At 44.1% G+C, this 12,152-nt stretch carries 9 protein-coding genes and 1 pseudogene; 8 read left to right on the top strand and 2 right to left on the bottom strand.

The genetic code is table 11. The features are described 5' to 3' along the window. Positions 1–17 precede the first annotated feature (17 nt). A complete protein-coding gene (gene rimO, locus PLE34_RS12275; RefSeq protein WP_324557377.1) occupies positions 18–1,340 on the top strand; it encodes a 30S ribosomal protein S12 methylthiotransferase RimO in 1,323 nt (440 codons plus the stop codon). Positions 1,341–1,354: 14 nt separating this feature from the next. Here rimO and PLE34_RS12270 read toward each other — a convergent pair whose 3' ends face one another. Further along, positions 1,355–2,059, bottom strand: a complete 705-nt coding sequence (locus tag PLE34_RS12270; RefSeq protein WP_324557374.1) for a DUF8692 domain-containing protein — start codon at positions 2,057–2,059, stop codon at positions 1,355–1,357. 197 nt (positions 2,060–2,256) lie between these two features. Here PLE34_RS12270 and PLE34_RS12265 point away from each other — a divergent pair, with 197 nt between their 5' ends. From PLE34_RS12265 to PLE34_RS12235, 6 genes and pseudogenes are all read left to right on the top strand, one after another. Beyond that, positions 2,257–2,856 carry a TetR/AcrR family transcriptional regulator gene (locus tag PLE34_RS12265; RefSeq protein WP_324557372.1) on the top strand — a complete coding sequence of 200 codons (600 nt, stop codon included), beginning with the start codon at positions 2,257–2,259 and terminating at the stop codon, positions 2,854–2,856. A gap of 200 nt (positions 2,857–3,056) precedes the next feature. Then, positions 3,057–3,704 carry a TetR/AcrR family transcriptional regulator gene (locus PLE34_RS12260; RefSeq protein WP_324557371.1) on the top strand — a complete coding sequence of 216 codons (648 nt, stop codon included), beginning with the start codon at positions 3,057–3,059 and terminating at the stop codon, positions 3,702–3,704. A 9-nt stretch (positions 3,705–3,713) separates the two neighbouring features. Continuing rightward, complete coding sequence (locus PLE34_RS12255) at positions 3,714–5,153, top strand: TolC family protein (protein WP_324557369.1); 1,440 nt, start codon at positions 3,714–3,716, stop codon at positions 5,151–5,153. A 16-nt stretch (positions 5,154–5,169) separates the two neighbouring features. Further along, the gene (locus tag PLE34_RS12250; RefSeq protein WP_324557367.1) at positions 5,170–6,246 is read left to right on the top strand and encodes an efflux RND transporter periplasmic adaptor subunit; all 1,077 of its coding nucleotides are present in this window, start codon (positions 5,170–5,172) and stop codon (positions 6,244–6,246) included. 91 nt (positions 6,247–6,337) lie between these two features. Next, complete coding sequence (locus PLE34_RS12245; RefSeq protein ID WP_324557364.1) at positions 6,338–9,532, top strand: efflux RND transporter permease subunit; 3,195 nt, start codon at positions 6,338–6,340, stop codon at positions 9,530–9,532. A 96-nt stretch (positions 9,533–9,628) separates the two neighbouring features. Continuing rightward, positions 9,629–10,115 (top strand): annotated as a pseudogene (locus PLE34_RS12235) (homogentisate 1,2-dioxygenase); the annotation flags it as partial. 62 nt (positions 10,116–10,177) lie between these two features. On the opposite strand, the gene PLE34_RS12230 reads toward PLE34_RS12235, so the two are convergent. After that, positions 10,178–10,501 (bottom strand): hypothetical protein, encoded by a 324-nt coding sequence (locus PLE34_RS12230; protein WP_324557355.1) that lies wholly within the window; start codon positions 10,499–10,501, stop codon positions 10,178–10,180. A gap of 308 nt (positions 10,502–10,809) precedes the next feature. Here PLE34_RS12230 and PLE34_RS12225 point away from each other — a divergent pair, with 308 nt between their 5' ends. Beyond that, on the top strand, positions 10,810–12,150 hold the full coding sequence (locus PLE34_RS12225) for a metal-dependent hydrolase family protein (protein ID WP_324557353.1): 1,341 nt from the start codon (positions 10,810–10,812) through the stop codon (positions 12,148–12,150). Positions 12,151–12,152: the final 2 nt, after the last annotated feature.

The raw sequence follows: 12,152 nt of genomic DNA, 5'->3' as shown, positions 1-12,152 counted from the left end.
GTAATTTCGCCGCTCGTATGAAAACAAGAACGCTCCGGAAAGACAAGGTGAACATCATTACCTTAGGCTGCAGTAAAAATGTGGTAGACAGCGAGGTATTAAGCGGCCAACTGAAGGCTAATGATATTAATGTGGTGCATGAAAGCAAAAAAAGCGACCACAATATTGTGGTGATCAATACCTGCGGGTTTATAGATAAGGCCAAAGAAGAATCTATTAATACTATTCTTGATCATGTGGAACTCAAAAAGAAGGGACGGTTAGATAAGGTATACGTTACCGGTTGCTTAACCGAACGCTACAGGCAAAACCTGGAAGAAGAGATACCTGAAGTAGACGCCTGGTTCGGGACCATGGAACTGCCATTGATCTTAAAAAGATTTGAAGCGGATTATAAGGCAGAATTGGTGGGTGAAAGGTTACTGAGCACCCCGGGTCATTACGCTTACATGAAAATATCAGAGGGCTGCAACCGCACCTGCTCTTTTTGCGCTATTCCCTTAATGAGGGGACAGCACGTAAGTAAGCCGGTAGAGCAATTGGTGGCGGAGGCGGAAGGGCTGGTGCGCAGGGGCGTGAAAGAGATCATGCTTATTGCGCAGGAGCTTACTTATTACGGGCTGGATATTTACAAAAAACGCGAGCTTCCCAGGTTGCTGCATGCCCTCGCAGATGTAAAGGGGCTGGAATGGATCCGTTTGCACTATGCTTATCCTTCTAAATTTCCCTTAGAGATCATTGATGCTATTAAGGAGCGCCCCAATATCTGCAATTACTTAGATATGCCGCTGCAGCACAGCAGCGACAAAATGCTGAAAGCCATGCGGCGCCAGATCACCAAAGCAGAAATGGATGATTTGATAGGGGAGATCAGGAACCGCATACCAGGCATTTGTTTGCGTACCACGCTTATCGCCGGTTTCCCCGGAGAAACAGCAGAAGATGTGGAGGATATGAAAGGCTTTTTGCAGCAGCACCGTTTCGACAGGGTAGGCATTTTTACCTATTCGCATGAAGAAGGTACTTCCGCCTATGCCCTGGAAGATAATATTCCATATGAAGAAAAAGAACGCCGGGCGCAGGAAGTAATGGAGGTGCAGCAGGAGATCAGCTACGAAAAAAACCAGGAAAAAGTAGATAAGATATTTAAAGTGCTCGTAGATAAAAAAGAAGCCGGCCGTTATTTGGGCCGTACCGAATTTGATTCGGTTGAAGTAGACAATGAGGTGATCATTACTACCAGCCGCAAATTAACCCCGGGGGAATTTGTGAATGTGAAAATTACCAGTGCCTACGATTATGACCTGGAAGGAACCGTTGTGGAAGACGGGCAAGCATAACTTTAGGTGGTGACTTAGGGGGCTATGGTAATGGAAGCCTGTTCAAATTCGAGCCGGATATATTTCATGATATAATGAATAAACAGGATTATCCCTGCCATTTCAAATATCTCTTCACAACTTGCAACAAGCGCAAAGGTAATATTGTTTAATCCCTGTTTTTCTGCAATGCTACCCCCAATCATTTCAAATCCAATAACACCGCATAAATACACTATGCCGGATAAAATAAAACCTGTGCGAACCGGTTTTTGCAATGATAGCAAAAAGCGCATAAAGTACAAACCAACCAGTAAGGTAACGAGTGCATAGGGGAGTATCCACGCAAATGTAAGGAAACCACTTCCCCCTATCCCTAATTGAGGCAAAATCACGGTAAGGTATTCATGTATGGAAATGCTTTCATCAGCAGATAAGAACAAAAATATAAGCGAAAGCAGCAACCAGTAGTTTTTAATTTTAACATTTCCCCGCTGCTTATGCAGCAGAAAGGTAATAAATAACAATGCGGCAGCAATTAACAATAATACGGTATTAAAAAAGCTGGGAAGGTTCGATTCCCGGTCTACATATAACAGGTTATACAACTTGCGGCCAATACCAGTACCTAAAAGTCCGTTATGATACAACGTTATTACACCGAAATTAAGTACAGCCACCATCAGAAGGCATGCCCAAAGAACATTAATATAGCGTTTTGAATGAATTACTGCGGACATAAACGGGTTATAGAATTTAATGTAACAATTAGTACGTAATCCCCTCTAAGGGAAAAGCCTGCCTTCAAGGTATTGTATTTTTTCAATATGTTACTTAATTTTTCAAAAATAGTTGGGGTGGGAGCTGACCGGGGATCAGGTAACAACACAATATAATTTGAACCTCCGGTAAAATAAACTTACTTTGAAGCTGAGCTATGAATCACGATCAAAAAAGAGAAGCGATTATCCTGGCAGCCGAAAAAAGATTTGCCCATTTTACCGTAAGCAAAACCACTATGGCTGAAATAGCCCGTGACCTGGGTATTTCCAAGCCGTTGCTGTATTATTATTTCCCCGACAAACTGAACCTGTACGCCGCGGTTATTGATAACATTATCAGCAGGCAGCAATTAGATGCTGACGGATTTACGCCTGATGAAGACCCGCTGAAAAACATCATCGTTTATCTCAAAAAAAGGAAAGACTTTATTTTTCAATATTATAATATTATTGAGTTTGTTAAAACGGCCATCGAAAAATCGCCTGATGAGCTGAAACCTATCTTTAATGCTGCGCGGATATCCGAGTTTAAGCGGGTGAAAATAATTTTTAATAAGGGGAAAAAGAGTGGCGCGCTTAAAATGAAGGACGTAACGGCTACTACCGAGCTCTTTCTGAACTGCTTAGAAGGCCTCAGGCATATATTACTCCAGCAAAACGGTGGAACCATTTTCCCCGGAAAAGAAGCATTTGAACTGATTTTTACCAAAGAAAAAGAACTCGCAACTATTTTCCTCAAAGGTTTAACGGCTTAGATAAACAACATGCCTGCACAACTGATTATCATGGGGTTGCCGTAAAATAACCGGGAACCTTAAAAAGATGGGCACACCCCCCGATGCCTTACCGCAACAGCTTAACATTTATTTTTTAAAAAAAGCAGCAGGGTTTCGCTTTTATTCTTAATTTTGACTTTTAAATCAAAATAGTCAAATAGTAAAATAGTCAGTTTTAAGTGAAAGCAGGAACATCCATAAAACAGGAGAGCATTATTGAGGCGGCTTTAAAGCGGTTTATTCATTTTGGGTTTAATAAAACCACTTTTGCAGATATCGCCCGCGACTTGGGCGTTTCCCAGCAAAACCTGTATTATTATTTCCCCGATAAAAAAGCGTTGGTTGCTGCAGTGCTGAATAGCGTGATAACGGAATATATAGACCGGCTGACACATATCTTTTCCCGGAAAAAAACACTGGCTGAAAAAATGACAGGACTGGTAGAGGCCAAAGAGTTTTTTTTTGAAAAGTACTACATGCTTTCGGCCGATCATTCGCAGGAGGCTTTTTATAACCATCGGGAGCTGACGGCATTGATGGAAGACCTGGGAAAAAGACAACAGGAACTGGTGGAAAAAGAGCTGGAAGCAGCTATATACACAAATGAAATTAAAGCGATCAACGTTCCCCGCGTGGCGGCTCTCCTGTTAGATACCCTGGCAGCTATGCAGGAGGTGGTACGCTGCCGTACTGTAATTCCCGATCATACAGCCATAGCTGAAGGTTTTAGAAAGCAAAAAGAACTGATTGTTATTTATGTAGCGGGGCTTAAATCGTGCACATGCAGCAATAAAGGATATGCGAATAACAAAATAAACAATGTTTAAATCAAAAAAATGAAACGAGGTAAACGTACCGCACACATTCCGGTAACAGGCTATGCTAGCGTAGCCTTTCCGGGCAACCGGGGAAGCACACCTGTAAAAGCAGGCTTATGGCTGATGCTGTTAATGTTCTGTTTTTTTAAAGGCGCAAAAGCGCAGAAAGCGGTTAAAGAGCTGAGCCTGAAAGAGGCGCTGCAAATGGCCCTGCACGCCAATCAAACAGCCCGCAAGGCAAAGCTGGATATTGAAAACAGCATATACCAGGTTGATGAAGTACGATCGAGGGGCTTGCCCCAGATTAATGGCAGCGGTAATATTACCTATAACCCCCTCCTGCAGCAAAGCGCACTGCCGGGCGACCTGGTGGGGCAACCGGGTAAAACGCTGCTGGTGAGTTTTGGACAGAAATGGATATCCACCGCAGGTATCAGCTTAACCCAAAGCCTGTTCGATCAGTCTTTATTTACCGGCTTAAAAGCTGCTAAAGGCGCACGGGAATACTATGAACTGAATGGCGAATTGGCCGAAGAGCAGGTCATTGAGCTGGTGGCAACAGCATACTACAATGTGCTGGTGCAGCGCCAGAAAATTGGAGTAATAGACAGCACCATCAGCAATATCAGAAAATCAGAGGCTATCATTAAAGGATTGTACGAAAGCGGGCTGGGTAAACAAATTGATGTAGACAGAATTGCTGTAAACATCGCTAACCTGGAAAGTCAGAAGCTGCAGTTACACAATGCCGTTATTATAATGGAGAACCAACTGAAGTATGTGGCAGGGATGGATATCAAACAACCCATTGTACTGTCTGACGTTGCATTATCCCAGGTGCAGCCGGAAGCGCTGGAATTGCAGTCAGCGCTCGATATAAACACCCGTACTGAATTTCAAACGCTCAAAAAGCAGGAAGAATTGCTGCAATACCAGAAACAGGCCTACAAAGCAGAATATTACCCCTCGCTTTCTTTATCGGGTAATTACAACTACCAGGGTATGGGCAACGCTTTCCCGGTGTTTAAAGGAACGAACCAGGGCGTAAGCTGGTTTGATTACAGTAGCGTAGGCGCGTCGCTTAAGATACCCCTTTTTAATGGCGGCGCCACGCGTTCCCGCATCAGGCAGGCAGATGTAAGTTTAAGGAAGCTAAAGGAAGATATGGCGCAAACCGGTTTGGCCTTAAACCTGTCTTTTGAAAATGCAAAAATTCAGATCAATAACAGCATCATCATTTTAAATAACCAGAAAAAAAATGTTGAGCTGGCACAGAAAGTATATCATAATACACAAAATAATTACAACCAGGGCTTAGCCTATCTCACCGATCTGCTTCAGTCGGAAAATGCGGTTACAGAAGCACAGAACAACTACTCTGCCGCTTTGCTGGATTATAAGCTGGCCGAAATACAATTAATAAAAGCGCAGGGAAAACTTCAAACATTACTCAACTAAATCAATACTATTCTTTATGAGCAGCAAAAAAATTACACGTGCGCTTACTACGCTTATTATTATTGCGGCGGCATTGGCCGGAATAAGCTGGGTGCTTGCTAATAATAAAAAGAAAAACGAAGAAAAAACGGATATCGTAGCCCGGCGCAATACGGAGGTTGCTGTTAAGACAGCTACTGTTGCGCAAAAGGCTGTAAATACAGATTTTACAGCCAACGGAAATTTTACGCCGTTTCAGCAATTGAACTTTGCTTCAGAAACTGCCGGCAGGGTGATCAGCGTGCTGGTAAAAGAGGGCGACAAAGTAAGGAAAGGGCAAACACTGGCAGTAATTAAAACCGATGGACTGCATGTGGATTTACAAAGTGCAGCAGACAATTATCAAAATGCCCTGCAGGATAAAAACAGGTTTGAAAATGCTTTTAAAACAGGCGGTGTAACGCAGCAGCAATTAGATCAGGCTGAACTATCATTGAAAAATGCGGCGTTCCGGGTAGAGCAGGCTAAAATTAAAATTACAGATGCCAATATACGGGCCTCTATTAACGGAACAATCAATAAACGGTTTATTGAACCCGGCGCTGTGTTGAACCCCGGCACCCAATTGTTTGAACTGGTGGATGTTTCGAAGCTTAAATTAAAGGTTCAGGTTAATGAAGCGCAGGTTGCGCAATTGAAAACGGGAGATAAGGTTCAGGTAAAAGTGAGTGTTTTTCCCGACAGGATTTTTGAAGGCGTGATCAGTTTTATAGCAGCCAAATCGGATGATGCGTTAAACTTTCCCGTGGAAATTGAAATGGCCAATACCGCAGGCGCGGGGGTAAAGGCAGGGATGTTTGCTACAGCCATGTTTCATTTTCCTGCCCCGCCGCCATCGCTGGTTATACCAAGAACCGCGTTTACGGGCAGCGTGAGCAGCAACCAGGTTTTTGTGCTAACCGGTGATGGTACAGCCCGTTTACAGCAGGTGGTTGCCGGCAGAATTACGGGAGACGAAGTGGAGATACTCAGCGGACTGCGTGAAGGAGATAAGGTAATAACCAGCGGACAGGTGAACCTGAGCGATGGTGCTAAAGCCGCTGTAATACAATAGTGCTAAGTTAAGAAAATTGTGTCTGTAGGTTATTGTGAAAAGTGAGCGGATAAACGTGAACAGGCAATGGAAACATTATAAAAATAACAGGATGAAAATTGCAGAAATATCAATAAAGCGCCCTTCGCTGGTTATAGTGCTGATACTCGTACTAACACTGGGTGGGTTACTCTCTTACCAGTCATTGAACTATGAGCTGTTGCCCAAGTTTTCGCCGGCCGTAGTATCGGTTACTACCATATACCCGGGCGCATCGCCGGCAGAAGTAGAGAATACTGTGTCTAAGAAAATTGAAGATGCGGTATCCTCCATGGAGAATATTAAGAAGCTGGAAGCGAAATCATTCGAAAGCCTGTCCATTATCATCATTACATTAAACAGCGGGGCCGATGTGGACTATGCGTTAAATGACGCGCAACGAAAAGTAAACAGTATTTTAAAGGATTTGCCGGATAACGTAGATCCTCCTTCCCTGAATAAGTTTTCGCTTGATGATTTACCGGTGATGACCCTTTCCGCTTCTTCCGGCCTGAATGAAACCGATTTTTTTGATCTGATGGATAAGCGGATTGCCCCGGTTTTGTCGAGGGTGCCCGGTGTTGCCAGGATTAATTTAATTGGCGGACAGGAAAGGGAGATACAGGTAAGCGTAGATGCCGCCAAATTAGAGGGGTATGGGTTATCGTTATTGCAGGTGCAGAACGCGGTGCTTTCCGCCAACCTCGACTTCCCTACCGGTAGCGTACAAACGAGGGAGAGCGATATACTGATCCGCTTATCCGGTAAATACCAGTCGGTTGATGAATTAAGGAACCTTGTGGTGGCCACCGGTAAACAGGGAGCGCAGATCCGTTTAAGCCAGGTGGCAGATGTGCAGGACGCGCAAAAGGATATTGAAAAAATTGCCCGTGTAAACCAGCAGAGCGCTATTGCCCTGCAGGTAATCAAACAGTCGGATGCCAATGCTGTAGCCGTGAGCAAATTAATTAAAGAAAGTATTACAAAACTGCAGAGCGATTATCAGCAGTCGGGGCTAACGATGTCGGTTGCCAACGATAGTTCTGATTATACCCTGGAATCGGCCAATGCGGTAATATTCGACCTGGTATTGGCTATTATACTGGTAGCTTTTGTAATGTTATTCTTTTTGCATAGTGTAAGAAACGCGCTGATCGTGATGGTAGCGATTCCTGTATCACTGATCGCAACGTTTATTGGCATGTACCTGCTGGGTTATTCGCTCAACCTGATGTCGTTGCTGGCGCTTTCGCTGGTGGTAGGTATATTGGTGGATGACGCTATTGTGGTGCTGGAAAATATATACCGCCACATGGAAATGGGTAAGAACAGGGTAAGGGCAGCGTATGATGCCACAAAGGAGATAGGCTTTACCGTTACTGCCATTACGCTGGTAATTGTGGTGGTGTTTTTACCTATAGCGCTCAGCTCGGGGCTGGCGGCGGATATATTAAAAGAATTTTGTGTAACCGTAGCTATTGCCACCCTGCTTTCTCTGGCCACATCTTTTACCATTGTTCCCTGGTTGTCATCCCGTTTTGGAAAGCTGGAAAAAATTACCGGTAAAAACTTCTTTGGGAGAATTATACTCGCGTTTGAAAGCGGGTTAGAAAAGTTTACCCACTGGGTAACAGGCATATTAAAATGGAGTCTTGCGCATAAAAAAACCACGCTTGCACTGGTGTTTGGTTTGCTGATCGCTTCCTTTGGCCTGGTGGGTGGCGGATTTATTGGGGCAGAATTTTTTGCCAAGAGCGACAGGGGTGAATTTTTGGTACAGATAGAATTACCGAAAGATGCTTCCATTGAACAAACCAATGCGTTAACGCAAAAGGCAGAGAATTACCTGAGCGGTAGAAAGGAGATCATACGGTTGATTACAACAGTGGGACAATCCAGCGATGGTATGGGCGGCACACAGGCCACTCCTTATAAGTCGGAGATCGCTGTGCAGTTAGTACCCAAAAATGAGCGGGCAGACGATGCCAATATATATGCTGCAAAAATGAAAATGGAACTGGAGCCGGTACTTGTTGGGGCCAAAGTAAAAACAGTGCCTGTAAGCATACTGGGGTCGGCGGAACGGGCGCCACTGGCATTGGTGGTTACCGGGCCGGAGCTTAGCAATATCATGGTATATGCCAACCAGGCAATGGATGAACTGAAAATGATTAAGGGTGCTACGGAAATGAAATTATCTGTAGAAGCGGGCAATCCTGAAATTGAAGTGCAGGTAGACCGTGATAAAATGGCTGCGTTGGGGCTTACCCTTTCTACGGTGGGCGCTACCATGCAAACAGCTTTTAGCGGCAATACTGATAGTAAGTTCAGGCAGGGAGAATACGAGTATGATATTAATATCCGTTACGGGAGCTTTGACCGTAAAAATATTCAGGATGTTAAGCATTTGCTTTTTATTAATGATAAAGGAAACCAGGTACGCTTAGAGCAATTTGCCAGTGTAAAGGAGGGTTCGGGTCCCAGCCAGTTGGAAAGAAGGGACAAGAGCACTTCGGTAACCGTGGAAGCGCAAACGGTGGGCAGGCCAACCGGTACTGTTGCCGCTGAGTGGCAGGCTGCATTAGATAAACTTGAGCGGCCTGCAGGGGTGAGTTATGTATGGAGCGGGGATATGGAGAACCAGAGCGAAGGTTTTGGCTCGATGGGAATTGCCCTGGTAGCAGCCATATTTTTAGTATATTTTATTATGGTGGTTTTATACAACAGTTTCGTTTACCCGTTAGTGGTATTGTTTTCCATTCCACTGGCTATTATCGGCGCCCTGCTGGCGCTGGCGCTTACCAATAATTCTTTAAACCTGTTTACCATTTTAGGGTTGATCATGCTGATTGGTTTGGTGGCTAAAAATGCTATTATACTGGTTGACTTTACCAACCAGCGTAAGGCAGAAGGTCAAAGTACCTATCATGCATTGATAGATGCCAATCATGCCAGGTTACGTCCTATTTTAATGACCACCATAGCAATGGTAATAGGAATGCTGCCGATAGCGCTGGCCAGTGGCGCAGGTGCAGAATGGAAGAATGGCCTGGCATGGGTGATCATAGGCGGGTTGCTGAGCTCTCTTTTCTTAACGCTTATAATTGTGCCTGTAATGTACGCTGCCTTTGATGGTATAATAAGAAGGGTTACCAAAGGAAAAAAACCACAGCCTGTTGCGGAACTTATGGTGCAGCCTTACAGGGAAGAGCAAATGATTCAGCAGAACGGGCATGAGCCTCACTTAGTTGGCGGTGTTACCGTATAGCAAGTAACTTTATTTTAGTCCCGGTGGTTGTATAACTGCCGGGATTTCTGCTTTGCATTTCCTTATCATTTTTTTTCACGCTCATTTACTTGTTATATGAACCGTTTTGCTATGGAGGCAACTCCTGCAGTGCCGGAGGAAATCATCCTGTCCGGTACAGACCATATCGAACTGTATACTGGCAACGCCAAACAGGCGGCGTATTATTATAAAACAGCTTTTGGTTTTCAATCTTTGGCTTATGCCGCATGAAGGCAGCGGTATCCTGCATACGATGTATGGTGATCTTTCTTTCGGCTATGGCGATTATATCATCATACCCAGAGGAGTGATATACCAGGTTGAATTTTCGGATATCCGTAACCGTTTGCTGATCATGGAGTCTTTCAGTCCCATCCGTTTTCCCAAACGTTACCTGAGTCTCTACGGGCAGTTGCTCGAACATGCGCCTTACTGCGAAAGGGATATCCACGGGCCAAAAGAGCTCGTTACCCATGAGGAAAAGGGAGATTTTCTGATCAAAGTAAAAAAGCAGGGATATTTATACAGCCTGCATTACGCTACGCATCTCTTTGATGTGGTGTGATGGGACGGCTGCTGTTATCCCTTTACTTTTTCGATACACGATTGAAACTAGTAAATTTGCTATTGTGCAAGAAATAGCGTGTGAACCATTTTTAGTAATCCGCCCAAAAAAGAGAAAATTACCCCGGTAAGAAAAATATTCAGGGTCTTTCTATAATAGGTGTCTGCCTTATCATTATTGTACCTGTTGTTTAATATCCGGTATAGGGCGGTAATCAGCAATACGATACCTACCAGGGTAGAAAATATGATCAGCAGCACCATTCTGTCATTTTTGCTGTCGCGTTTAACTAATTCAGTGGCGAAATTTAAAACGAATCCCAATATAATGCCTGCGGCTGTTACCAGTGGCTGCCTGAATTTAAAAAGCGGATCTTTTTCCATCAGAGGGCTCTTTACTTAAAAATTGTTCGAATTAACGACATAACAAACTATTGCTGCTATCTTTTTTTATGATTGAGACCAAGATAATTAAAAAATCCAGCTCCCCATTGCTTTTACTTTTGGCATATTATTCATTTGTAAGTTGCCTGTTGTCAGCTAAAATTGCTAACTTATGGCCAGTAGATCTTAGCTTCATTTCTCAAAAACTATTATCATCTGTATGTAAGGCTATGATTAATTCTTTACCCTGATAAACTGAGCAAAGTAGTTAAAGCGTTTTATCATTTATATAAATAAATTTTATTCCAATGCAGGCATCGATTTTTTTAACGCTGCTACTTTTTACGGGGGCTGTGCTCCCGGCACGGGCCCAGCAAGTTAACCAGGGGCAGATATTGCTGGAGGACGTCAGAGTATTTGATGGGAAATCACAGGTACTTACACCGCGTGTTAATGTATTGATTTCAAAAGATACCATCCAAAAAATCAGCGCTGCTCCTATTGCTGTGGAGCAGCATGTGCTAAAAATAAATGGTGAAGGAAAGACCCTTATGCCCGGGCTGATTGATGTGCATGTACATATGACTTTCGGTGCGCTTACCATGCAGGAGATGATGTCTCCCGGTTTTTCAGAAAAAACATTAATGGAAAAGGTGAGTGTTTCAGCAGAAAAAATGCTGATGAGGGGCTTCACCAGTGTGAGAGATGCAGGAGGGCCGGTCTTTCCGCTAAAGGCGGCTATTGACGCTGAAAAGATAAAAGGCCCCAGGATATGGCCTTCCGGGGCCACTATTAGCCAGACCTCCGGGCACGGAGATTTCAGGACGCCTGATGAGCGGTCGCGGCGATTTTTCGGAGAACCTTCCAGGGCTGAGAAGCTTAATGCCACTTTTATAGCTGATGGCCGCGATGAAGTGTTAACGGCTGTTCGGGAAAACCTGCGGTTCGGGGCAAGCCAGATAAAGCTGATGGCCGGTGGCGGCACATCATCTGCATTTGATCCTGTAGACGTTACACAATATACATTAGATGAGATGAAAGCGGCAGTAGAAGCTGCGGAAGATTGGGGTACTTATGTAGCCGTACATGCCTACACGCCCAGAGCCGTTCAACGTGCCATTGAAGCAGGAGTAAAATGCATAGAACATGGTCAGCTCCTGGATGAAAAAACTTTGCAGTTAATGGTTCAAAAAAAGATATGGTTAAGTCTTCAGTACCTGAGGGATAGTACACCGGATATGGCGGAGCTCAGGAAGCAAAAACGTAAAATTGTACTGGAAGGGCAGGAAAAGGTATGGTCTTTGGCGAAACGCTATAAAGTGAAATTAGCCTGGGGTACCGATTTTCTTTTTGAGCCGGATTTAAATGATCAGCAAAACGCTTATATTCTCCGTTTGCAGAAATGGTTTACCAATGCTGAAATTCTTAAAATGGTCACCCACGACAATGCGCAACTTTTGCAACTCTCCGGTTTGAGAAGTCCTTATCGGGGTAAATTAGGCGTAATTGAAAAAGGAGCGCTTGCTGATCTGTTACTGGTGGACGGTGATCCCCTGCGGGATCTGTCAATAGTTGCAGACCCGGAAAAAAAATTCCTGGTGATTATAAAAAGCGGGAAGCTGTATAAGAACCTGTTGCAAAATCAATAAGA

The sequence above is a fragment of the Agriterribacter sp. genome, assembly GCF_035445465.1.
Classification (GTDB): domain Bacteria; phylum Bacteroidota; class Bacteroidia; order Chitinophagales; family Chitinophagaceae; genus Agriterribacter.
This window is presented reverse-complemented; position numbering and strand designations above follow the sequence as displayed.

What these genes read in the sequence shown, in the direction of transcription:
- rimO (WP_324557377.1), top strand. Translation starts at nt 18, where the DNA reads ATGAAAACAAGAACGCTCCGGAAAGACAAGGTGAACATCATTACCTTA.
- PLE34_RS12270 (WP_324557374.1), bottom strand. Translation starts at nt 2,059, where the DNA reads ATGTCCGCAGTAATTCATTCAAAACGCTATATTAATGTTCTTTGGGCA.
- PLE34_RS12265 (WP_324557372.1), top strand. Translation starts at nt 2,257, where the DNA reads ATGAATCACGATCAAAAAAGAGAAGCGATTATCCTGGCAGCCGAAAAA.
- PLE34_RS12255 (WP_324557369.1), top strand. Translation starts at nt 3,714, where the DNA reads ATGAAACGAGGTAAACGTACCGCACACATTCCGGTAACAGGCTATGCT.
- PLE34_RS12250 (WP_324557367.1), top strand. Translation starts at nt 5,170, where the DNA reads ATGAGCAGCAAAAAAATTACACGTGCGCTTACTACGCTTATTATTATT.
- PLE34_RS12245 (WP_324557364.1), top strand. Translation starts at nt 6,338, where the DNA reads ATGAAAATTGCAGAAATATCAATAAAGCGCCCTTCGCTGGTTATAGTG.
- PLE34_RS12230 (WP_324557355.1), bottom strand. Translation starts at nt 10,501, where the DNA reads ATGGAAAAAGATCCGCTTTTTAAATTCAGGCAGCCACTGGTAACAGCC.
- PLE34_RS12225 (WP_324557353.1), top strand. Translation starts at nt 10,810, where the DNA reads ATGCAGGCATCGATTTTTTTAACGCTGCTACTTTTTACGGGGGCTGTG.